Source organism: Streptomyces europaeiscabiei (assembly GCF_036346855.1).
Lineage (GTDB): Bacteria > Actinomycetota > Actinomycetes > Streptomycetales > Streptomycetaceae > Streptomyces > Streptomyces europaeiscabiei.
Map to the genome: position 1 here is coordinate 8,890,614 of NZ_CP107841.1, position 22,111 is coordinate 8,912,724.

Sequence of the window (22,111 nt, forward strand, 5' to 3'; positions counted from 1 at the left end):
CCGCTCCCGCAGACCAACGCACCCCAAGGAGTCGATCCACCATGGCGAGCGATGCGCCGACCGGCCATGTATCCGATCTCGACTGGCTGATGAGCGGCCTCGTCCAGCGCGTACCGCACACCAAGAGCGCGGTGCTGCTCTCCTGCGACGGGCTCGTGAAGTCGGTCCACGGCCTCGATCCGGACAGCGCCGACCACATGGCTGCCCTGGCCTCCGGCCTGTACTCCCTCGGACGCAGCGCGGGCGTCCGCTTCGGCGACGGCGGCGACGTCCGCCAGGTCGTCGTCGAACTCGACTCGACCCTGCTGTTCGTCTCCACCGCGGGCTCCGGCACCTGCCTCGCCGTGCTCGCCGGACGCGAGGCCGACGCCGCGGTCCTCGGCTACGAGATGGCGATGCTCGTCAAGAGCGTCCGCCCGTACCTGGTCACCCGGCCCCGCCAAAGCGTCGAACCCTCCGCGATGAGGCCTTGAACGTGCCCGCGGCCGGCGACGGACCTCTGTACGACGACGCCGCCGGGCGTCTGGTACGCCCCTACACCGTCATCAACGGCCGGACCCGGCCGACCACCGCGCTCGATCTCCTCTCACAGGTGATGGCCACCGGGGCGACCCCCCTCGGCTATCTCGGCCCCGAGCACGCAACCGCACTCGACCTGTGCCGGGCACCCGTCTCGGTCGCCGAGGTCGCCGCTCACCTGAAGCTGCCGGCGGCGGTCACCAAGGTGCTGCTGTCCGACCTTGTCGACTGCGGGGCCCTCACCACCAAGCCCCCGGTTTTCCACCACAACCCGACAGACCGGTCTCTTCTGGAGGCAGTGCTCGATGGACTACGACGACAGCTCTGATCCCTTTCCCGCCGCACTGAAGATCTTGGTGGCGGGAGGGTTCGGGGTCGGCAAGACGACCTTCGTCGGCGCGGTGAGCGAGATCGCGCCGCTGAGCACGGAGGAACTGCTCACCACAGTGAGCGCCGCCACCGACAATCTCGACGGCATCGAGAACAAGGTCGAGACGACCGTCGCGATGGACTTCGGCCGCATCACACTCGATCCGCGCCATGTGCTCTACCTGTTCGGCACCCCCGGGCAGCAGCGGTTCTGGTTCATGTGGGACGAACTCTCCGAGGGGGCCCTCGGCGCGGTCATCCTCGCCGACACCCGCCGCCTGGAGGACTGCTTCGCCGCCGTCGACTTCTTCGAGCAGCGCGGCCTCGGCTTCATCGTCGCCATCAACGAGTTCGACGGCTCCTTCCGCTACGACGCCGACGAGGTGCGCGCGGCGCTCGACCTCGACCCGGAGATTCCCGTCGTCTGCTGCGACGCCCGCATCTCCAGTTCGGGCGTCCAGACCCTGCTCATCCTCGTACGGCACCTCCTCGCCCACACCCCGGCCCAGCTCCCGAGCCACGGAGCCCACACGTGATGTACGACCCGCCGCGTCCGGTCGGCCGGCTGCTGCTCACCCCCGATGACCGGGACGCTCCCGAGCGCGTGGAGCGGCTGCGGCTGCTGGGGCTCGGCGAGTACGCCGAACCGGCCTTCGATGCCTTCGCGGACCGCCTCGCCGAGGTCGCATCGGTGCCGTACGCGATGGTCACCTTCGTCGACGAGTACCGGCAGTTCTTCGCCGGCCTGCATGTGTCGGCGGAGCCCACGGCGGACACCACGGTGCTCGGGGTGGACCGTCGCCTCGCCCGTGACCGCGGCTTCTGCCCCTATGTGGTGGTCCGCCGCAAGGGGCTGGTCCTCGACGACGTGCGTGAATACCCGAAGTTCGCCGGGAACCCCGTCGTCGACGACCACGGCATCCGTTCCTACCTGGGCGCCCCGCTGCTCGACCGCACGGGCATCGCCCTCGGCACGGTCTGCGTCCTGGACGTCCAGCCACGCCCCTGGGGCAGGGCCGGCCTGGAGACCATCAAGTCGATGGCCGCGGAACTGACCGCTCGGATCGAGGAGCGGGAGGCGTTCCCGTGACACGGGCAGCGGTCGGCACATCATGGCGGATTCCACGGCCCGGCAGGGTGTGAAGGAAAGCTGCGGCGGAGCTTAAGAAAACCTCGATGGACCCGGGGTACCGCCGTACGGCAGATTGATCGGCGATCCCACCCCTCTCCCCGGTACGGGCCTGTTCGCCATGCCCGGCGCCGGGGGCGCACCCACAGGAGCCGTCGCGTTGAAGGCGCTGGTCAAGGAGAAGGCGGAGCCCGGGCTGTGGCTCGTCGACGTCCCGGAGCCCGAGGTCGGTCCCGGCGACGTACTGATCAAGGTCCTGCGGACCGGGATCTGCGGCACCGACCTGCACATCAGGTCCTGGGACGGCTGGGCCCGGCAGGCCATCCGCACTCCGCTGGTGGCCGGCCACGAGTTCGTCGGCGAGGTCGTGGACACCGGCCGTGACGTCACCGAGATCCAGGCCGGCGACCGGGTCAGTGGCGAGGGCCACCTCGTGTGCGGCAAGTGCCGCAACTGTCTCGCCGGCCGCCGCCACCTGTGCCGCGCCACCGTCGGCCTCGGAGTCGGACGCGACGGCGCCTTCGCGGAGTACGTGGCGCTGCCCGCGACCAACGTCTGGGTGCACCGCGTCCCCGTCGACCTGGACGTCGCGGCCATCTTCGACCCGTTCGGCAACGCCGTGCACACCGCGCTGTCCTTCCCGCTGGTCGGCGAGGACGTCCTGATCACCGGCGCCGGACCCATCGGCCTGATGGCCGCCGCCGTCGCCAGGCACGCCGGTGCCCGCCACGTCGTGGTCACGGACGTCAGCGCGGACCGGCTGGAGCTGGCCCGCAAGATCGGGGCCAGCCTCGCGCTGGACGTGCGGGAGTCGACCATCGCCGACGGGCAGCGCACCCTCGGCCTGCGCGAGGGCTTCGACATCGGCCTGGAGATGTCCGGCAACCCCGTCGCGATGCGCGACATGATCGCCAACATGACGCACGGCGGGCGGATCGCCATGCTCGGGCTGCCGTCCGAGGAGTTCGCCGTCGACTGGTCCCGGATCGTCACCTCGATGATCACCATCAAGGGCATCTACGGCCGTGAGATGTTCGAGACCTGGTACGCGATGTCGGTCCTCCTGGAGGGCGGCCTCGACCTCGCCCCCGTGATCACCGGCCGCTACGACTACCGCGACCACGAGGCGGCCTTCGCCGACGCGGCGAGCGGCAGAGGCGGCAAGGTCATCCTCGACTGGAGCGCGTGAGCGTCCGGGCGATCGGCGTAACTCACTTTCCGCGTAAGCATTTTAGGAGCTTCCTGATGTTCGACTCCGTGCGCGACGACCTCCGCGCCACCCTCGACGAGATCCGCGCCGCCGGCCTGCACAAGCCCGAGCGGGTCATCGGCACCCCGCAGTCCAGGGCCGTCGCCGTGACCGCCGGCGGCCGCCCCGGCGAGGTCCTCAACTTCTGCGCGAACAACTACCTGGGCCTAGCCGACCACCCCGAGGTGATCGCCGCCGCCCACGAGGCCCTGGACCGCTGGGGCTACGGCATGGCCTCCGTCCGCTTCATCTGCGGTACGCAGGAGGTGCACAAGGAGCTGGAGGCCCGGCTGTCGGCGTTCCTCGGCCAGGAGGACACGATCCTGTACTCCTCCTGCTTCGACGCCAACGGCGGCGTCTTCGAGACCCTGCTCGGCCCCGAGGACGCGGTGATCTCCGACGCCCTCAACCACGCCTCGATCATCGACGGCATCCGTCTGTCCAAGGCCCGCCGCTTCCGGTACGCCAACCGCGATCTCGCCGACCTGGAAAGGCAGTTGAAGGAGGCCACGGAGGGCGGCGCCCGGCGGAAACTGATCGTCACCGACGGCGTCTTCTCCATGGACGGCTATGTGGCCCCGCTCCGCGGGATCTGCGACCTCGCCGACCGACACGACGCCATGGTCATGGTCGACGACTCCCACGCCGTCGGCTTCACCGGCCCCGGCGGCCGAGGCACCCCCGAGCTGCACGGTGTCATGGACCGCGTCGACATCATCACCGGCACCCTCGGCAAGGCCCTCGGCGGCGCATCCGGCGGATATGTCGCCGCCCGCGCCGAGATCGTCGCCCTGCTGCGCCAGCGCTCCCGCCCGTACCTCTTCTCGAACACGCTCGCCCCGGTGATCGCGGCGGCCTCCCTGAAGGTGCTCGACCTCCTGGAAGAGGCCGACGACCTGCGGATCCGCCTCGCCGAGAACACCGCGCTGTTCCGCGGCCGGATGACCGAGGAGGGCTTCGACATCCTCCCCGGCGACCACCCCATCGCCCCCGTCATGATCGGCGACGCGGCGAAGGCGAGCCGTCTCGCCGAACTGCTCCTGGAGCGCGGTGTGTACGTGATCGGCTTCTCCTACCCGGTCGTCCCCCAGGACCAGGCCCGCATCCGGGTCCAGCTCTCCGCCGCGCACTCGACGGCGGACGTGAACCGGGCGGTGGACGCGTTCGTGGCGGCACGGGCCGAGCTGGAGGCCTGAGTCGGACCCTGAGCCGGACCTTGGGGCGGAGGTCCGAACGGACGGGTTCAGGGGGAAAGCGGGCATTTGAGAGAATCGGTCCCATGATCGAAGCGCGGCGGCTCCACATCCTTCGTGCGGTGGCCGACCACCGCACGGTGACGGCGGCTGCCGCCGCGCTGTACCTCACCCCGTCCGCCGTCTCCCAGCAGCTGACCGCGCTGGAACAGGAAACGGGCCACCGCCTGGTCGAGCGCGGCGCGAAAGGCGTACGGCTCACCCCGGCCGGCGAGATCCTGCTCGGCCACACCCACGCGGTCCTCGCCCAGCTGGAGCAGGCGGCGGCGGAACTGGCCGCGTACAGCTCGGGCGCGGCCGGCACCGTCACGGTCGCCTCCTTCGCCACCGGCATCGCCCAGGTCGTCGCGCCCGCGCTGGCCCGCCTCGCCGTGTCCGCGCCCGGCATCCGCCTCCGCGTCCAGGACGCCGAGGGCGACGCCAGCCTCCCGATGGTCCTGGACCGGCAGGTCGACATCGCCGTCGCCGTCGAGTACCGGGGCGCTCCGGCCGCCGACGACCCCCGCCTCACCCACGTCCCGCTGTACGCCGAGCCCTTCGACGCGGTCGTGCCCGTCGGCCATCGCCTCGCCGACGCGGCCGAGGTGCCGCTCGCCGAACTCGCCAAGGACACCTGGATCGGCCCCTACCCCGGCAACCCCTGCCACGATGTCGTCGTCCTGGCCTGCGAGAACGCCGGTTTCCAGCCCCGCCTGGAACACTCCTCCGACGACTTCCGCGCAGTCGTCGCCCTCGCCTCCGCCGACGCGGGCGTCGCCCTCGTACCCCGCTCGGCGCTGCGCGGGACGGACCTCACGGGCGTGGTCGTACGCCCCGTGGACGGGGTGGCCCCCACGCGCCGGGTCTTCGCCGCCGTACGCCGTGGGGCGGAGGGGCACCCGCTGATCCGGCCGGTGCTGGAGGCGCTGGGTGAGGCGGCGGAGTGAGGTGGCGCGGTGAGGCGGAGCACACCGAAGAAGCGACTTCCCATATTCGGGATAGCATCCCGAATATGGGAAGAGTCGAAGAAGTGGCAGTACGGGACCCCGTCGATCTCCGCCTGGCCGCCCGCCTGGCCGGGCTGCGGGCCGAACACGGCTGGTCCCTGGGTGAGTTGGCGGACCGCAGCGGTGTGAGCCGATCGACCCTCTCCCGGGCCGAGCGCGCGGAGACCAGCCCCACGGCCGCCCTCCTGAACCGCCTCTGTCATGTGTACGGCCGGACGATGTCCCAGCTCCTCAGCGAGGTCGAGTCCGAACAGGTCTCCGTCGTGCGCGAAGGAGAGCAGGCCGTCTGGGAGGACAGGGCCTCCGGGTTCGTACGGCGTTCCGTGTCGCCACCGATGGCGGGGCTGCGCGGCGAACTCGTCGAGGGGAGGCTCGCGGCGGGCGCGGACATCGCCTACGACGGGCCCTCCGTGCCCGGCCTCGAACAGCACATCTGGGTCCTGGACGGCACCCTGCACGTCACCGACCGGGACGTCGAGCACCGGCTGGCAGCCGGGGACTGTCTGCGGATGCGGGTGTGGGGGCCGACGCGGTTTCGCTGCCCCGGGCCCGAGGGTGTGCGGTACGCGCTGGTGGTGGTGAAGCCGTGACCGAGTCCGTGACGGATGTGGAGTCCATGACCGGGGCCTCGCCAGCGTCCGGGACAGTGATCTCCCGGCTCGATGGCTCGCCACCACGCTCCCTCGTCGAGGAGTTGGCGGACCTGTTGGTCGACACCGTGCACGGCGGTGCCTCGATCGGCTTCCTCGCCCCGCTCGACCGGGCGGCGGCCGTCGCCTGGTGGGAGGAGCGCGTGAACGCGGTGGCGGCCGGCGGTCTCGCCGTGTGGGTGGCGCGCGACGGTGACAGGGTGGTCGGCACGGTCGGTCTCGTCTTCCCGGACAAGCCCAACAGCCGTCACCGGGCCGAACTCGTCAAGCTGATGGTCCACCGGGACGACCGTGGACAGGGCCTCGGCCGCGCGCTGCTCGCGACCGCCGAACGGGCCGCCGCCGACGCGGGCATCACCCTGCTCCACCTGGACACCGAGACCGGCAGCCCCGCCGAGCGCCTCTACGACCGAGCCGGGTGGACCCGGATCGGGACGATCCCCGACTACGCGGCGGACCCGCACGGGACGCTGCGGCCGACGTCGATCCACTACAAGCGGGTGGGTGCCGCCGTCTCCGCCTAGACATGTCACGCGGCCTCGTCGGCAAGGTGCGGCACCGGCTCCGGCTCCGGCCGGGTGATTGTCAGTGGTGACCGCTACGGTGCGTCTCATGCCGGATGCCGAAGACGTACGACGTGTCGCCCTCTCCTTGCCCGACACCACGGAGAAGGTCGCCTGGAACATGCCCACCTTCCGGGTGGCGGCGAAGATGTTCGCGACCCTGCCGGAGGACGAGACGTCCATGGCCGTGCGCTGCCCGAAGGAGGAGCGCGACGAGTTGGTCCTCGCCGAGCCCGGCAAGTTCTGGATCGCCGACCACGAGGCGGGGTTCGCGTGGGTGAGGGTGCGGCTCTCCGCCCTGGAGGGCGAGCCCGAGCTGCGCGACATCCTCGCCGACTCCTGGCGCCAGGCGGCCCCGACCGGACTCCTCGACGCCCACCCGGAGTTGGGACTCCCGGCCGCCGACTGACGGCGGCTCGACCCCCTCGGAGCGTCGGCGCCGGGCGCCTCGGCGCCACCGCCGTCGGCCACCCCGATCGGGCCCCGGCCCGCTACCACAGGAACCCCGCGATCCGCTCGTGCAACGAGGCCGCGTCCAACCCGTGCGCGGCCACGTGTTCCTCCATTCGCCCGTACCGCCGCAGCTCCCTCCGGCCCACCCCCAGCCCGAGCACCCGGTGCGGCACATCGGCCAGCGCGTCGTTCGCGGCGGCCGTGGACGTGCCGGCCAGCCAGGGCTCGACCAGGACGACGTCCGTGCCCGCCGACCGGGTGGCCCGGCGCAGCGCGGCCGAGTCGAAGGGGCGGACGGTGGTCGCGTACAGCACGGTCACGTCGAGCCCCTCCGTGGCCGCCAGGACGGCGTCGAGCATCGGCCCGACGGCGACGACCACCCCGCGCCGCCCCTCGCGCACGGTGCGGAACCGCTGCCCGTCCACGGTGAGCGCCCGCCCGTTGGACTGCGCGGACAGCCGCACGTACACCTTGTCGTCCTTGCCCTCGCCCGCGCCGACCGCGTGCCGGAGCAGGGTCTCGGCCTCGTCGGGATGGCCCGGCACGTGCACGGTCCAGCCGTCGAGCGTGTCGAGGAGGGCCACGTCGCCGGGTGCCATGTGGGTCTGGCCGCCCGCGGGCCAGTCGTAGGAGGCGGCGGCGCTGACCAGCACCGCGCCCACGTCCTGGTGCCCGAGATCCAGCTTCACCTGCTCGAAGGGCCGCTCCACCAGGAAGCTCGCGAAGGTGTGCAGCACGGGCCGCATCCCGGCCAGCGCCAGGCCCGCACCCGCGCCGACCAGCAACTGCTCCCGGATGCCGACGTTGACCACCCGGTCCGGATGCCTGCGCGACGCCTCCGTGAAGCCGTCCCTGCCGATCTCGGCGAGGACCACGGCGACCCGGGGGTCCTCGTCGAGCAGCCGGGAGACGACGGGGGCGAAACGGTCACGCATGGTGTCCATGAAGTCTCTTTCCTTTCAGTGGAGTCGGGGGAACCAGAAACTCAGGCGTTCTTCGGCTCGACGCGGGCCACCACGACCCGCGGCCGGCCCGGATGCGGCGCGGTGAAGGCGGCGTACAGCGCCTCGTGGTCGCGCCCGTCCACGGTTTCGGCGGACCAGCCCGCCACCTCGAACCGGGCGGCGATCCCGCCCGGCAGGGCATGGCTGGCGGAGGAGTTGTCGATCACGACGGTGTGCAGCCGGTCGAGCCCGGCGGGGCCGGCATACGCGATCGCCTCGTGGTTGCTGCCCTCGTCCAGCTCGGCGTCCCCGATCAGCACCCACACCGCCGGGTCGGCCCGCCCCTGGGCCCGCAGCCCGAGAGCCGTCCCGACCGCGATCGGCAGCCCGTGCCCGAGCGACCCGCTGCCGATCTCCGCGCCCGGCACGAGCACCCGGTCCGGGTGGTGGCCGAGCGGCGAGTCGTACGAGCCGAAGCCGGGCAGCCAGTCGACCGGCACGAACCCCTTCGCCGCGAGCACCGCGTAGTACGCCATCGGCCCGTGCCCCTTCGACAACAGGAACCGATCCCGCTCCGGGTCCTCCATCCGCCCCGGCCCCACCCGTAGCACCCGGTCGTAGAGCACCCACAGCACGTCCAGCGTGGACGTGGCCGCCGGCCCGTGCTTCTCGGCCCCCGTCATCAGCCCCATCAGTCCGGGCATGTCCGCGAACCCATACGTACGTTCCGCTGTCGTCGTCATACCGACGAGCCTGCAACCTCGACCAAGCTTCAGGTCAAGCGCGGACTTTGGCGGCCCCGTCCGCCGATAAACGGGTGCGCGACCACGGGCCCGAGTGCGGTATTGTTTCGGTGCACGTTCAGCCAGGGGAAACCCCAGGTCAGACGGGCAACGGGACGTGGCGCAGCTTGGTAGCGCACTTGACTGGGGGTCAAGGGGTCGCAGGTTCAAATCCTGTCGTCCCGACTTGCGAAGTAGCAGGTCGGAGGTCATTCCGGTTGATCCGGAGTGGCCTCTTCGTCGTTTTGGGGGCCAGACGGGGACCGGGCGCTGTGTGACGGCCGTACGACGCTCTCTTCCATTCGTCCCCCGGCGGCGAAGCGGGCTGTCGCGAGCACCCTGAGCGCGCCGTCCCCCTTTAGTGCCCGCATAGTGCCTGCAGGTTCGCCGAGGCGACCCGAGTAAGGCCGACGGGTGATTCGATGCGATATGTGCTTGATCTTGCTTTATGTCGTCTTTAGTGTTCCGGGAGCAACACTGCGAGGTCCGAGTCCCGTGCCACCGTCCGGAAGCGAGGTGTGGAGCGCGTGCACGCGAGGTGCGGCTGCCGGCCGGTTTCGGGTCGGAAAGGACGTCCCAGAGGGACACGATGGCTGCGGGCGTTCGCCGTACTGCCGTTGCTGGCGTCGGTGCTCGCCGCTTGTGGCGGTGACGAGGACACCGGCACGCCCACCCTCAACTGGTACAACTTCCCCGACGACTCCGGTGCGCTCCAGAAGGCGGCCGACCGGTGCAGCCGGGCGTCGGGCGGCCGCTACCGGATCAGCTACAACAAGCTCCCGCGTGCCGCGGACGGCCAGCGCCAGCAGCTTGTCCGCAGACTCGCCGCCGAGGACGACTCGCTCGACATCCTGGGCCTGGACGTCACCTGGGCGGCGGAGTTCGCCGAGGCGCGCTGGATCCGGGAATGGACGGGGGCGGCGAAGCAGCAGGCCACCGAGGGCACCCTGCGCGTACCGCTGCAGACCTCGACCTGGAAGGACAAGCTGTACGCCGTCCCGTACAACACCAACACCCAGCTCCTGTGGTACCGCAAGGATTTGGTGCCCACCCCACCGAGGACCTGGGCCGAGATGCTGGACATGGCCGGTGCCCTCGCCCGGCAGGGCAAACCGCACTTCGTGGAGATCCAGGGTGCCCAGTACGAGGGCCTGACCGTCTGGTTCAACACGCTGATCAACAGCGCGGGCGGCTCCATCCTCAATGCGAGCGCGACCGAGCCCTCCCTCGGTCCTCCCGCTGTGCGGGCCGCCGGGGTCATGCGTGATCTGGCGAAGTCCCCGGCCGCGGACCCTTCCCTGCCCAACCAGATGGAGGACCAGAACCGGCTCGCCATGGAGTCGGGGACGGCGGCGTTCGAGCTCAACTACCCGTTCGTCTATCCGTCGATGAAGGCGAACAACCCCGCACTGTTCAAGAACTTCCGCTGGGCGCCGTACCCCCGGGTCGATCCGAACCGCCCGGCACGGCCCACCATCGGCGGCATCGATCTGGCGGTGAGCACCTACTCGCGCCACCCCGACCTGGCCTTCGAGGCGGCGCTGTGCCTGCGCAACCGGGAGAACCAGCTCACCGCCGCGCTCGAGGGCGGTCTGCCGCCCACCCTGCGCGCCCTGTACGACGAGCCCGCGTTCATGAAGGAGTACCCCTTCTCCAAGGACGTGTTGGCCGCCCTGGAGTCGGCGAGCGTGCGCCCGATCACCCCGGTCTACCAGAACGTGTCGATCGCGGTCTCCCACACGCTGTCTCCGCCGTCAGGGATCGAACCGGAGAGCTCCGTCAACACCATCAGGGAGCAGATCGACGATGCCCTGCGATCCGAGGGTGTGATCCCGTGAACCACCTCTTCCCGCACCACTTGGCCGGCCGGCGCCGCAGTGCGCGGGCCTCCTCCTCGGACGGCCCGAGATGAGCACGCGGCCGCAACCGGCCGCAGCCCCGCCGCCCCCCGAGGCGGAGACGGAGCAGACGGGGCCGGACCGGGCGGCACTCTCGGCGGGCGCCAGGCAGGAGCGGCGGCTCGGCTGGCTGCTCTGCGCGCCCGCGGTCGTCGTCATGGTCGCCGTGACCGCCTACCCCATCGGGTACGCCGTCTATCTGTCCCTCCAGCGGTACGATCTGCGCTTTCCCGGACAGGCGGAGTTCGTGGGCCTGAGCAACTACGGGGCGGTGCTGTCCTCCCCGTTCTGGTGGGACGCCTTCTGGGTCACGCTGTTCATCACCGCCGTGTCCGTGACGATCGAACTGGTCCTCGGCATGGGGCTCGCCCTGGTGATGCACCGCACGATCTTCTGGCGCGGCGTCGTCCGCACGTCGGTCCTCGTCCCGTACGGCATCGTCACCGTGGTCGCCGCCTTCTCCTGGCAGTACGCCTGGACCCCGGACCTCGGGTACCTCGCCGAGCTGTTGCCCGAAGGGGAGGCCCCGCTGACCGAGCAGTGGCCCGCCCTCTGGCTGATCATCCTGGCCGAGGTGTGGAAGACGACGCCGTTCATGGCCCTGCTGCTGCTCGCGGGCCTCGCGCTGGTCCCCGAGGAGACCATGAAGGCGGCCATGGTGGACGGTGCCACCGCCTGGCAGCGCTTCACCAAGATCATGCTGCCGCTGATGAAACCGGCCGTCCTGGTGGCCCTGCTCTTCCGCACACTGGACGCGTTCCGGATCTTCGACAACATCTACATCCTGACCGCGGGCGCCCAGGGGACCGGCTCCCTGTCGATCCTCGGGTACGACAACCTGTTCACCTCGCTGAACCTGGGCATCGGGTCGGCGATCTCGGTCCTGATCTTCCTCTGCGTCGGGATCATCGCCTTCACCTTCGTCAAGCTGTTCGGCACCGCGGCGCCCGGCGCGGAGGTGAAGCGCTGATGGCCGAGGTCGGGAAGTCGCATGCCGCCCGCTGGGGTGTCGTCAACGTGGTGGTGGTGCTGTACGCCCTGTTCCCCGTCTGGTGGATCGCCGCCCTGTCGTTCAAGGACCCCGCCACCCTGACGGACGGCAATTACATCCCCACGGACTGGACCTGGGAGAACTACCAGGGCATCTTCGAGACCGCCGAGTTCACCCGGGCCCTGATCAACTCGATCGGGATCGCCCTGATCGCCACGGTGATCGCGGTGGCGCTCGGCACCATGGCCGCCTATGCGGTGGCCAGGCTCCGCTTCCCCGGCAAGCGGGTGCTCATCGGCATGTCCCTGCTGATCGCCATGTTCCCGCCAATCTCCCTGGTGTCACCGCTGTTCAACATCGAGCGGATCATCGGGATCTTCGACACCTGGGTCGGGCTGATCATCCCGTACATGACCTTCTCCCTGCCGCTCGCGATCTACACCCTGTCGGCCTTCTTCCGGGAGATCCCCTGGGATCTGGAGAAGGCCGCCAAGGTCGACGGGGCGACGCCCGCGCAGGCCTTCCGGATGGTCATCGTGCCGCTGGCCGCGCCGGGCGTGTTCACCACGGCCATCCTCGTGTTCATCTTCTGCTGGAACGACTTCCTGTTCGCGATCTCGCTGACGTCCACCGAGTCCGCGCGCACCGTGCCCGCCGCGATCGCGTTCTTCACCGGGAGCTCCCAGTTCCAGCAGCCCACAGGGTCGATCGCCGCCGCCGCTGTGGTCATCACCATCCCGATCATCCTTTTCGTCCTGTTCTTCCAGCGGCGGATCGTCGCCGGGCTGACCTCCGGGGCAGTCAAGGGGTGAACGGGCCGACCGTGGCAGACAGGCCACCGGTCCGAGACGCCGACCGCAGTGCTCGGACCCGGAAGGCATGAAGGCAAGGAGACACCACCATGGCCGAGCTCATCCTCGAGGGAGTAACCAAGCGCTTTCCCGACGGGGCCCTCGCCGTGAAGGACGTGGACCTCGAGATCGCCGACGGGGAGTTCGTGATCCTGGTCGGTCCGTCGGGATGCGGCAAGTCCACCACCCTGAACATGATCGCCGGGCTGGAGGACATCACCGAGGGCACCCTGCGCATCGGAGACCAGGTCGTCAACGACCTCGCTCCCAAGGAACGCGATGTCGCCATGGTGTTCCAGAGCTACGCCCTGTACCCGCACATGAACGTCCGGGAGAACATGGGTTTCCCGCTGCGCCTGGCCAAGGTGGACAAGGCCACCATCGACGCCAAGGTGACGGAGGCCGCCCGGATCCTCGACCTGACCGACCACTTGGACCGCAAGCCCGCCAACCTCTCGGGCGGTCAGCGCCAGCGGGTGGCCATGGGGCGGGCGATCGTCCGTGATCCCAAGGCGTTCCTGATGGACGAGCCGCTGTCCAACCTGGACGCCAAGCTCCGGGTACAGATGCGCACCCAGATCTCCCGGCTGCAGCGGCGCCTCGGCACGACCACCGTGTACGTCACCCACGACCAGACCGAGGCGATGACGCTCGGCGACCGGGTCGTGGTGATGAGACAGGGACTGGTCCAGCAGATCGGCACACCCGCCGAGCTCTACGACCTGCCGCGCAACATCTTCGTCGCGGGCTTCATCGGCTCCCCGGCCATGAACTTCGTGAACGCCACACTGGAGGAAGGTGCGCTGCGCTCGTCCCTGGGCGACCTGACCCTCGACGACCGTACGAGGCAGGCCCTGGAACGGCAGAACGCGCCCCGCGAGGTCATCGTCGGGCTGCGGCCGGAGGCATTCGAGGACGTGGCCGTGTCGCACGACCGGGACCGGACGGGCCCGGTCTTCACCGCCACCGTGGAGGTACTGGAGTCGCTGGGCTCCGATGTGTATGTCTACTTCACCGCGGAGGGCGGACCCGCGACGACCGCCGAACTGGAGGAGCTCGCCAAGGACTCCGGCCTGCGCGACACCGGGGCCGACACCCATCACATCGTGGCCCGCCTGGACGCCGCCACGCGTGCCCGTGAGGGCGAGCCGGTGGAGCTCCAGGTCGACATGGCCAAGGCGCATGTGTTCGACCCGGCGACGGGAGCGAACCTCACACATCCGGTGAGGGCGGACTGACGCCGCACGGCAGGGCGACCGACGCCCGACACGCGCCCGGGTGGGAGCTGTTGTGCGCCGACAACATAGGTGGCCCGCACCACTGGGGGGTCAGGGGGCGCACGTTCACGTTCTGTCGTCCCGACTTGCGCAGAAGCAGCCGACTACGAGCCTTCCGGGGAGCCGGCGCAGCCTGCCGGGGAGCCGATCTCGCGGCGCACGGTGGTGATGAGGGGTGTGTCGGGGGTGCTCGGTGGACCTGGGGGAGTGTCGGTCGCTTTGATGGGGGTCGCGGGGTGATCCGTGCCGTCACGGGTCGACGACCGCAGGCCGAGGACCCTCGACACGCGCCGGAGATGAGCTGCCATGGTGACCGACCGGTACGGAAACCGCCTGTACGAGTGCACCGCCGAAGGCGCGGGGCACCTGGACCGGGCCGTGGAGGGGCTGCTGTTCTTCCGGCCCGAGTTCCCGGCCGCCGTCGCGGACGCGGTGGCCGCGTGCCCGAGGGCGCCTCTGGCCCAGGCGTTCGCGGCGTATCTGGGGGTGCTGGGGACCGAGCCGAGGGACGCCGACGAGGCGGGCCGGCGTTTCGCGGACTTCGACGCCGGGCTGGACCGTGCGGCGCTGCCCCGGCGGGAGCGGATGCACATGGCCGCGGCGGAGGCCTGGCTCGGGGGCGATCTGGGGCGGGCCGGGCAGGTGCTGGAGGAACTGGTCGTGGAGTGCCCGCGTGATCCGCTGGCCCTGGCGGTGGGCCATCAGCTCGACTTCTTCACGGGGGACGCGACGCGGCTGCGGGACCGGATCGGCGGGGCCCTGCCCGCGTGGGACGCGGACGACCCCCATCGTGGGCCGCTCATGGGCATGTACGCGTTCGGCCTGGAGGAGTCGGGGCACTACGACAGGGCGCAGGAGATGGCTCGGGCCGCCGTGGAGACGAACTCCCGTGACATCTGGGCCATCCACGCGGTCGTCCACGTACACGAGATGCAGGGTCGGTTCGCCGAGGGGCTCGACTTCCTCCACGCGCGTCTGGACGACTGGGCGAGCGGCAGTCTGCTGACGGTCCACAGCTGGTGGCACTACGCCCTCTACGCGCTGGAGGCGGGCGACACCGCGACGGCCCTGCGGATCTACGACGCCGTACTGCACCACAAGGACTCGACCGGGTTCGTCATGGAACTCCTCGACGCCGCCTCGCTGTTGTGGCGGTTCCTCCTCGACGACCGGGACCAGGGGGACCGCTGGCGGACCCTCGCCGACGCGTGGGCCGCGCGCGAGGACCCGCCGTTCTACGCCTTCAACGACGTGCACGCCGTCATGGCCCTCGCGGGAGCGGGACGGCTGGAGACGGCGGACGCGTTCGTCGCCGACCGGCGGCGCTGGCTGCGGGAGGCCCGGCAGGGCGGGCGGCCCGGCACCAACCGTGTGATGACGGGCGAGATCGGGCTGCCCGTGTGCGAGGCGCTGGTGGCGTACGTCCGGGAGGACTACCGGGCGGTCGTGGAGCTGCTCTGGCCCATCCGCCGGCGACTGCACATCTTCGGCGGCAGCCACGCCCAGCGGGACGCGATCCAGCGGACCCTGCTGGAGGCGGCCATCCGCGCCCGCCGGGACGACCTGGCGCGGCTCCTGCTCGGCGAACGCACCGGCCTGAGCCCCCACAGCCCCTACAACTGGCTCGGCCAGGCCCGTCTCGCCGATGCCCTCGGCGAAGCGGGCCGCGCCGCCGCCGCCCGCGACACGGCGACCGAACTGGCGGCGCCCGCCGCCAAGAGGCTGAGCCGCAACCCGCACGACACCTATCTCGTACGGAGGCCCTGAGCCCAGGCCGCCACGACCCGCTCCCGGCTAGGACAGACAGCCCACGTGTGCCAGAGCCTGCTTCAGCAGGACTCCCTGGCCGCCCGGCATCTCGTTCTGGACCGACTCCGACGCCGCCTCCTGGGGGCTGAACCACACCAGGTCGAGAGCGTCCTGCCGGGGGCGGCAGTCGCCGGACACCGGGACGATGTAGGCGAGGGACACCGCGTGCTGACGCGGGTCGTGGAACGGAGTGATGCCCTGTGTCGGGAAGTACTCGGCGACGGTGAAGGGCTGCAGTGCCGACGGGACGCGCGGCAGCGCCACCGGCCCGAGGTCCTTCTCCAGGTGCCGCAGGAGCGCGTCACGCACCCGCTCGTGGTGCATCACGCGGCCGGAGACCAGATTGCGGCTGACCGTCCCGTCCGGGCCGATGCGCAGCAGCAGGCCGATACTGGTGACTTCGCCGCTGTCGTCGACGCGCACGGGCACCGCCTCGACGTACAGGATCGGCATCCGGGCGCGCGCCGATTCGAGCTCGTCGGACGGCAGCCAGCCCGGCGTGGTTTCGGTCATGTCAGACATTGGCCGATCATACTTTCAACGTCAGCCGGAGCGCGCGTCGCTCCGATCACACTTGTCACAGATGCCCGCGTCGCTCCGCCCGCATGCGTCGCGTCGGTGATCGGTCGTGCGGTTCGTATGCGTCGCGTCGGTGATCGGTCGTGCCGCTCGCGTGCGTCGCTTCGACGATCAGTCGTGCGCGGCCCACATTCCGCGCACGTGACCGAGGTGGCGGGTCATCACCGCGTGCACGGCGGCCTCGTCGCGGTCGAGGAGGGCGTCCAGGAGTTCCAGGTGCTCCTGCGCGGAGGAGAGCAGACGGCCGGACTCGACGAGTGCGGTCAGGCCGTAGAGGCGGGCGCGTTTGCGCAGGTCACCGACCACCTCGACGAGGTGCGCGTTGCCCGCGAGAGCCAGCAGACCGAGATGGAAGCGGGTGTCGGCCTCGACGTACGCGATGAGGTCGCCGGCAGCCGCGGCGGCGACGATCTCCCGGGCGGCGGGCCGCAGCGCCTCCAGGGAGACCGGGTCGGCGGTCCGGGCCAGGCCGACGGTGGTCGGGATCTCGATGAGCGAGCGGACGTGGGTGTACTCGTCGAGCTGCTTCTCGGTGACGGCGGTGACCCGGAACCCCTTGTTGGGCACGGTGTCGACCAGGCCCTCCTTGGCCAGATCCAGCATGGCCTCGCGCACCGGCGTCGCCGAGACGCCGAAGCGGGCGGCGAGCGCGGGCGCGGAGTGCACCTCGCCCGGCCGCAGCTCACCGGCGATCAGCGCGGCCCGCAGCGCGTCGGCGACCCGCTCCCGGTAACTGCTCTTCTTGCCGCCGAGCACCGGCAGGGCGGGGGCCGGGGGAGCGGCGGCGGACGGGGCGCCGGTGCGCTGCGAGGCCATGGGGGGCATGCGGTCTCTCCTGGAGTCCTGAAGTCCCGGAATCCTAGAGGACGAATCCGGAGGGGAACGGGTCGGACGGGTCGAGCAGATACTGGGCCGTGCCGGTGATCCAGGCGCGGCCGGTGAAGCTGGGGAGCACGGCCGGGACACCGGCCACCTCGGTCTCACCGAGCAGCCGCCCCGTGAACCGGGTGCCGATGAAGGACTCGTTCACGAACTCGGTGTGCAACGGCAGTTCGCCGCGCGCGTGCAGTTGCGCCATGCGCGCGCTGGTGCCCGTCCCGCAGGGTGAGCGGTCGAACCAGCCGGGGTGGATGGCCATCGCGTGGCGCGAGTGCCGGGCGGTGGCGCCGGGGGCGTACAGGTGGACGTGGTGGAGGCCGTGGATCGACGGGTCCTCCGGATGGACGGGCTCCTCCTCGGCGTTGACGGCGTCCATCAGGGCGAGGCCGGCCCGCAGGATGTCGTCCTTGCGTTCGCGGTCGAAGGGCAGCCCGAACTGTTCCAGCGGCAGGATGGCGTAGAAGTTGCCGCCGTACGCGAGGTCGTAGGTCACCGTCCGCCCGTCGGCGAGTGCGATCTTGCGGTCGAGGCCGACGGAGAACGACGGCACGTTCCGCAGCGTGACCGCCTTCGCCGCGCCGTCCTCCACCGCCACCTCGGCGACGACGAGGCCCGCCGGGGTGTCGAGACGGATGGTGGTGACCGGCTCGACGACTTCGACCATGCCGGTCTCCACGAGCACGGTCGCGACCCCGATCGTGCCGTGGCCGCACATGGGCAGATAGCCGGAGACCTCGATGTAGAGCACGCCGTAGTCGCAGTCGGGGCGGGTCGGCGGCTGCAGGATCGCGCCGCTCATCGCCGCGTGGCCGCGCGGCTCGTTCATCAGCAACTGCTTGACGTCGTCGCGGTGTTCACGGAACCACAGCCGTCGTTCGTTCATGGTCGTGCCGGGGATCGTGCCGATCCCGCCGGTGATCACCCGGGTGGGCATGCCCTCGGTGTGCGAGTCGACGGCGTGCAGGACGAGTTTGCTGCGCATGACCGGTCCTACCTTTCTGACGTGGGCTACGCGAGGCCCGCTGCGACGGCCTTCTCGGTGGCCGCCCGGATCACGGCCTCCTGCTCAGGCAACAGCTCCACCCGAGGCGGACGGCAGCGTCCGCCGTGCCGGCCCACGATGTCCATCGACAACTTGATGGCCTGTACGAACTCGACCTTCGAGTCCCAGCGCAGCAGCGGGTGCAACTGCTCGTACAGATCCTTGGCCGTCGCGAGGTCGCCGTCCACCGCCGCGTGGTACAGCTCGACCGTCGCGGCGGGCAGCGCGTTCGGATAGCCCGCCACCCAGCCCTTGGCGCCCGCGAGCGCCAGCTCCAGCAGCACGTCGTCCGCGCCGATCAACAGGTCGAGTTCCGGGGCGAGTTCGGCGAGCTGGTAAGCCCGGCGGACATCGCCGGAGAACTCCTTGACGGCCCGGATGTACCCCTCTGAGTGCAGCTTGGCGAGCAGTTCGGGGACGAGGTCGACCTTGGTGTCGATCGGGTTGTTGTACGCCACGACCGGGACGCCCGCCTTCGCGACCTCCGCATAGTGCGCGAGGACCGACCGCTCGTCGGCGCGGTAGGCGTTCGGCGGCAGCAACATCACCGAGGCGCAGCCCGCGTCCCGCGCCTGCTCGGCCCAGCGCCGAGACTCGGCGGACCCGTATGCCGCCACCCCCGGCATGACCCGCGCACCGCCGATCGCGGCGACGGCCGTCTCGACGACCTTGGCGCGCTCCTCGGGCGTCAGCACCTGGTACTCGCCGAGCGAGCCGTTCGGTACGACACCGTCACAGCCGTTCTCGACCAGCCAGGCGCAGTGCTCGGCGTACTTGTCGTGGTCGACGGAGAGATCGTCGCGGAGGGGGAGCGCGGTGGCGACGAGGACGCCGTGCCAGGGACGGTCATCGGTGGTGGTCATGCGGATCCCTCTCAATGGGGTGTGACATATCACTGACGCGCGCTGGCGCAGGGGGTGCCTGTAGGTAGAAGGGCTTACCGGTTTCGGTGCCGGTTCAAGGGTCAGCGTTCAGGGGGTGCCATCGCTCTCCTCGGAGGTCTCTCCCGCACGGGCCAGTACGCCCAGCGGCACCGGTCGTGCGAACGGCCGCCGGGCGACGGCCTCCGAGCATCCCGCGATCCCCGCGACCGCCGGCCCGCACATCCGGCCCTGGCACCAGCCCATCCCGGCACGGGTGAGGAGTTTCACCGTCCGGACGTCCCCGGCGCCCAGCTCCCCGACGGCCTCACGGACGGCTCCCGCGGTGACCTCCTCGCACCGGCAGACGACCGTGTCGTCGGTGACCTGCTCGGTCCATCGCGCCGGCGGGACGTACACGGTGTCGAGCACAGCGAAGAACTCCCGCAGCATTCCACGGGACTTGGCGGCCCCCGCCCACTTGCCCGGGTCCGGAAGCCGGCCCAGGAGGTGGGCGGCGGCCGACCGCCCGGCGATGTGTCCCTCGGCGAGGGAGAGGGCCGCGCCGCCGATCCCGGTGGTCTCGCCCGCCGCCCAGACCCCCGGCACATCGGTGCGCTGCTCGTCGTCGACCCACACCCGCGTCCCGGCGGGCTCGACGCGGCAGCCGAGCGCCTCGGCGAGGTCGGTGTGCGGGAGCATGCCGTGCCCGACGGCGAGTGTGTCGCAGGCAATGCGCCGCTCGGTGCCGGACCGGACGCGCCCCTCGTCGTCGAGCGCGGCGACGGTCACGGCCTCCAGCCGGTCGTCGCCGTGCGCCTCGACGACGGTATGGCGTACGAGGGTCCGCACCCGGCGGCGCAGCAACTCCACCGCGTACCCGGCCCCTTCGGCGAGCTTGTCCGCCCGGCCCACCAACGCTCCGGCCCGCCGCACCAGGGCCTTCGGGTCCGCCGACTCCACCAGCGCGGCCACCGTCACGCCCGCCGCCGCGAGTCCGGTCGCCACCGGCAGCAGCAGTGGTCCGGTACCGGCGACGACCGCCGTACGGCCGGACACCACGAGCCCGCCCTTCAGCAGGGCCTGCGCGCCCCCGGCGGTGACCACGCCGGGCAGGGTCCAGCCGGGGAAGGGCAGCACCTTCTCGTAGCCGCCGGTCGCGAGGAGGACGGCGTCCGCGCGCACTTCGACGGGGGTTTCCTGGTCGGGGCCGAGCAGGGCGTGGACGGTGAAGCGTCGGGGGTCGCCCCCGCAGTGCCGCTCCACACACCACACATGGTGGTCCGGCAGATGCGTGACGCGGCCGGCGGTGACCTGCCGTTCGAGAGCGTCGCGCAGCCGCCGCCACGTGCGCCACTGGTGGTGCAGGGCCTGGGGGCGCCGCGCGCCGAGCCCGGCCGCGGGCTGCCGGTAGAACTGGCCGCCGGGTGCCTCCGCCGCGTCGACCACCGTGACGCGTACGCCCTGTCCGGCCGCCGCGAGGGCGGCGGCGAGGCCCGCGGGGCCGGCGCCGACGACCGCCAGACGGGGCAGCCCGGGTTCAGTGCTCATGGCCCGTCCCCTCCTGAGTGCTGATGGCATCCCCCGGCCGGAGCGGAACCAGACAGGCCCGTTGGTTGGGGCGGTCGTTGACGGTGACCAGGCAGTCGAAGCACACGCCGATGCCGCAGAAGATCCCGCGTGGCCGGCCCTCGCTCCGGGTGGTGCGCCAGGACGTGACCCCGGCGGCCCAGAGCGCGGCCGCGACCGTCTGGCCGGGCAGGGCCTCCATGTCACGGCCGTCGAGGGTGACGGTGAAGGCGGGTCCCGGCACTGCCCGTGCCAGCTCCAGTGGGTTCATGCCGCGTCCCCCTCGTACTCTTCGAACCGGTCCGGGCGGAACGGCGTGAGGTCCAGATCGGGCGTCCCGCCGGCGAGTACCCGGGCGATCGACTGCCCGGTGCCGGTGGCGAGGCCGATCCCGGCGCCCTCGTGGCCGCAGGCGTGGAACAGACCCGGGACACGGGGGTCGGGTCCGATCGCGGGCAGATGGTCCGGCATGTACGGCCGGAAGCCGGCGTACGTCCGCATCGCGCGGACCCCCTCCAGGAACGGGAACAGCAGGGTCGCACCCGCCGCCAGCGCCCGTACGACGGGCAGCGAGAACGACCGGTCGAAGCCGACCCGTTCGCGGCTCGCGCCGATCAGCACGGGCCCGGCGGCCGTGCCCTCGACGACCGGGGAGGTCTGGAGCGCCGCCGAGTCGCTGGCCACGTCGGCCACGTAGTCGGCGGCGTACACCTTGTGCCGCACCATCGGCGGCAGCGGTTCGGTGACGAGGACGAAGCCACGCCGGGGGAGGACGGGGAGGGTGACTCCGGCGAGCGCCGCCAGTTCGCCGCCCCAGGTCCCGGCGGCGTTCACCACCGCCGGAGCGTGGACATCGCCCCGGTCGGTCCGTACACCGCGCACGGCACCGTCCGGTGCGCGCAGCACCTCCGTCACGGTCCGGCCGGTGAGCAGTCGGGCACCGGAGGTCCGCAGGAGATGGGCGGCGGCCAGGGTGGGCATGACCTGGGCGTCCTGCGGGTAGTACACGCCGCCCGCGCGGTCGGGCGCCAAGTGCGGTTCGAGATCCGGGAGCCGGTGTGCGGGAACGGTCACCGCCTCGACCCCTGCGGTGCGTTGCCCGGCCGCGAACCGTTCCAGAGCGGCGAGCCCCTCCGGTGCGGACGCGACGACGAGCCCGCCCTTCGCCTCGTACTCGAACGCCTTTCCCAGGCCCGGCTCTGCGGCCAGCTCCGCCCACAGGCGGCCGGACAGCAGGGCGAGTTCGAGCTCCGGGCCGGGTTCCTTGTCGGAGACCAGGAGGTTGCCCTCACCGGCGCCGGTGGTGCCACCGGCGACCGGGCCGCGGTCCACCACGGCGACGCCCAGACCCGCTCGGGCCGCGTACAGCGCGCAGGCCGCGCCCACCATTCCCGCTCCCACAACCACGACGTCGCAGGTCAGTCGCTCGGTCACATCAGTACTATGTCACATGGCTCTG

24 protein-coding genes and 1 tRNA gene are annotated in these 22,111 nt (G+C 71.2%); 16 read left to right on the forward strand and 9 right to left on the reverse strand.

The features are described 5' to 3' along the window. Nucleotides 1-41 precede the first annotated feature (41 nt). The 10 genes from OG858_RS38615 (at nucleotide 42) to OG858_RS38660 (ending at nucleotide 7,127) form a co-directional block, all read left to right on the forward strand. Nucleotides 42-473 (forward strand): roadblock/LC7 domain-containing protein, encoded by a 432-nt coding sequence (locus OG858_RS38615; RefSeq protein WP_319065781.1) that lies wholly within the window; start codon nucleotides 42-44, stop codon nucleotides 471-473. Nucleotides 474-475: 2 nt separating this feature from the next. Further along, nucleotides 476-847 (forward strand): DUF742 domain-containing protein, encoded by a 372-nt coding sequence (locus OG858_RS38620; RefSeq protein ID WP_086748613.1) that lies wholly within the window; start codon nucleotides 476-478, stop codon nucleotides 845-847. Continuing rightward, entirely contained in the window at nucleotides 825-1,424 is a 600-nt protein-coding gene (locus tag OG858_RS38625; RefSeq protein WP_086748599.1) for a GTP-binding protein, read from the forward strand. Before OG858_RS38620 ends, OG858_RS38625 begins: the two co-directional genes overlap by 23 nt. Next, nucleotides 1,421-1,978, forward strand: coding sequence for a GAF domain-containing protein (locus OG858_RS38630; protein WP_086748600.1), 558 nt, complete (start codon nucleotides 1,421-1,423; stop codon nucleotides 1,976-1,978). Before OG858_RS38625 ends, OG858_RS38630 begins: the two co-directional genes overlap by 4 nt. Nucleotides 1,979-2,177: 199 nt before the next feature. Next, nucleotides 2,178-3,206, forward strand: coding sequence for an L-threonine 3-dehydrogenase (gene tdh, locus OG858_RS38635; RefSeq protein WP_086748601.1), 1,029 nt, complete (start codon nucleotides 2,178-2,180; stop codon nucleotides 3,204-3,206). Nucleotides 3,207-3,262: 56 nt separating this feature from the next. Continuing rightward, a complete protein-coding gene (locus tag OG858_RS38640) occupies nucleotides 3,263-4,462 on the forward strand; it encodes a glycine C-acetyltransferase (protein ID WP_319266580.1) in 1,200 nt (399 codons plus the stop codon). Nucleotides 4,463-4,545: 83 nt separating this feature from the next. After that, on the forward strand, nucleotides 4,546-5,445 hold the full coding sequence (locus OG858_RS38645) for a LysR family transcriptional regulator (protein WP_086748603.1): 900 nt from the start codon (nucleotides 4,546-4,548) through the stop codon (nucleotides 5,443-5,445). 65 nt (nucleotides 5,446-5,510) lie between these two features. Continuing rightward, entirely contained in the window at nucleotides 5,511-6,095 is a 585-nt protein-coding gene (locus OG858_RS38650; RefSeq protein ID WP_328543982.1) for a helix-turn-helix domain-containing protein, read from the forward strand. A gap of 26 nt (nucleotides 6,096-6,121) precedes the next feature. Further along, nucleotides 6,122-6,679 carry a GNAT family N-acetyltransferase gene (locus OG858_RS38655; protein WP_328545274.1) on the forward strand — a complete coding sequence of 186 codons (558 nt, stop codon included), beginning with the start codon at nucleotides 6,122-6,124 and terminating at the stop codon, nucleotides 6,677-6,679. Nucleotides 6,680-6,767: 88 nt separating this feature from the next. Continuing rightward, nucleotides 6,768-7,127, forward strand: coding sequence for an MmcQ/YjbR family DNA-binding protein (locus tag OG858_RS38660; protein WP_046707674.1), 360 nt, complete (start codon nucleotides 6,768-6,770; stop codon nucleotides 7,125-7,127). Nucleotides 7,128-7,209: 82 nt separating this feature from the next. Here OG858_RS38660 and OG858_RS38665 read toward each other — a convergent pair whose 3' ends face one another. Together OG858_RS38665 and OG858_RS38670 are read right to left on the reverse strand one after the other, a co-directional pair. After that, nucleotides 7,210-8,115: a transketolase family protein gene (locus tag OG858_RS38665; RefSeq protein WP_328543981.1), complete on the reverse strand. Its 906-nt coding sequence runs from the start codon at nucleotides 8,113-8,115 to the stop codon at nucleotides 7,210-7,212. Between the two features lie 41 nt (nucleotides 8,116-8,156). Next, nucleotides 8,157-8,858: a thiamine pyrophosphate-dependent enzyme gene (locus OG858_RS38670; RefSeq protein WP_086748607.1), complete on the reverse strand. Its 702-nt coding sequence runs from the start codon at nucleotides 8,856-8,858 to the stop codon at nucleotides 8,157-8,159. 151 nt (nucleotides 8,859-9,009) lie between these two features. Between OG858_RS38670 and OG858_RS38675 the strand changes: the two genes are divergently transcribed. From OG858_RS38675 to OG858_RS38700, 6 genes are all read left to right on the forward strand, one after another. Continuing rightward, nucleotides 9,010-9,083, forward strand: a tRNA-Pro gene (locus OG858_RS38675). Between the two features lie 431 nt (nucleotides 9,084-9,514). Continuing rightward, nucleotides 9,515-10,735 (forward strand): ABC transporter substrate-binding protein, encoded by a 1,221-nt coding sequence (locus OG858_RS38680; RefSeq protein ID WP_319266584.1) that lies wholly within the window; start codon nucleotides 9,515-9,517, stop codon nucleotides 10,733-10,735. Between the two features lie 70 nt (nucleotides 10,736-10,805). After that, the gene (locus tag OG858_RS38685) at nucleotides 10,806-11,765 is read left to right on the forward strand and encodes a carbohydrate ABC transporter permease (RefSeq protein WP_086748608.1); all 960 of its coding nucleotides are present in this window, start codon (nucleotides 10,806-10,808) and stop codon (nucleotides 11,763-11,765) included. Further along, a complete protein-coding gene (locus OG858_RS38690; RefSeq protein ID WP_086748609.1) occupies nucleotides 11,765-12,598 on the forward strand; it encodes a carbohydrate ABC transporter permease in 834 nt (277 codons plus the stop codon). Before OG858_RS38685 ends, OG858_RS38690 begins: the two co-directional genes overlap by 1 nt. A gap of 89 nt (nucleotides 12,599-12,687) precedes the next feature. Further along, complete coding sequence (locus OG858_RS38695; RefSeq protein WP_327725344.1) at nucleotides 12,688-13,875, forward strand: ABC transporter ATP-binding protein; 1,188 nt, start codon at nucleotides 12,688-12,690, stop codon at nucleotides 13,873-13,875. 345 nt (nucleotides 13,876-14,220) lie between these two features. Continuing rightward, complete coding sequence (locus tag OG858_RS38700) at nucleotides 14,221-15,681, forward strand: tetratricopeptide repeat protein (protein WP_086748611.1); 1,461 nt, start codon at nucleotides 14,221-14,223, stop codon at nucleotides 15,679-15,681. A gap of 27 nt (nucleotides 15,682-15,708) precedes the next feature. Here the strand turns inward: OG858_RS38700 and OG858_RS38705 are convergent, their stop codons facing one another. From OG858_RS38705 to OG858_RS38735, 7 genes are all read right to left on the reverse strand, one after another. Next, nucleotides 15,709-16,236 carry an NUDIX hydrolase family protein gene (locus OG858_RS38705; RefSeq protein WP_060892508.1) on the reverse strand — a complete coding sequence of 176 codons (528 nt, stop codon included), beginning with the start codon at nucleotides 16,234-16,236 and terminating at the stop codon, nucleotides 15,709-15,711. A 177-nt stretch (nucleotides 16,237-16,413) separates the two neighbouring features. Next, nucleotides 16,414-17,118, reverse strand: a complete 705-nt coding sequence (locus OG858_RS38710) for a GntR family transcriptional regulator (RefSeq protein WP_319266701.1) — start codon at nucleotides 17,116-17,118, stop codon at nucleotides 16,414-16,416. A gap of 43 nt (nucleotides 17,119-17,161) precedes the next feature. Next, nucleotides 17,162-18,163 (reverse strand): proline racemase family protein, encoded by a 1,002-nt coding sequence (locus OG858_RS38715; protein ID WP_319065772.1) that lies wholly within the window; start codon nucleotides 18,161-18,163, stop codon nucleotides 17,162-17,164. Between the two features lie 26 nt (nucleotides 18,164-18,189). Then, entirely contained in the window at nucleotides 18,190-19,086 is an 897-nt protein-coding gene (locus tag OG858_RS38720; protein ID WP_328543980.1) for a dihydrodipicolinate synthase family protein, read from the reverse strand. 108 nt (nucleotides 19,087-19,194) lie between these two features. Continuing rightward, complete coding sequence (locus OG858_RS38725) at nucleotides 19,195-20,634, reverse strand: NAD(P)/FAD-dependent oxidoreductase (protein ID WP_328543979.1); 1,440 nt, start codon at nucleotides 20,632-20,634, stop codon at nucleotides 19,195-19,197. Then, nucleotides 20,624-20,923 (reverse strand): (2Fe-2S)-binding protein, encoded by a 300-nt coding sequence (locus OG858_RS38730; RefSeq protein WP_319317401.1) that lies wholly within the window; start codon nucleotides 20,921-20,923, stop codon nucleotides 20,624-20,626. Before OG858_RS38730 ends, OG858_RS38725 begins: the two co-directional genes overlap by 11 nt. Beyond that, nucleotides 20,920-22,086 (reverse strand): NAD(P)/FAD-dependent oxidoreductase, encoded by a 1,167-nt coding sequence (locus tag OG858_RS38735; RefSeq protein WP_086751078.1) that lies wholly within the window; start codon nucleotides 22,084-22,086, stop codon nucleotides 20,920-20,922. Before OG858_RS38735 ends, OG858_RS38730 begins: the two co-directional genes overlap by 4 nt. Nucleotides 22,087-22,111: the final 25 nt, after the last annotated feature.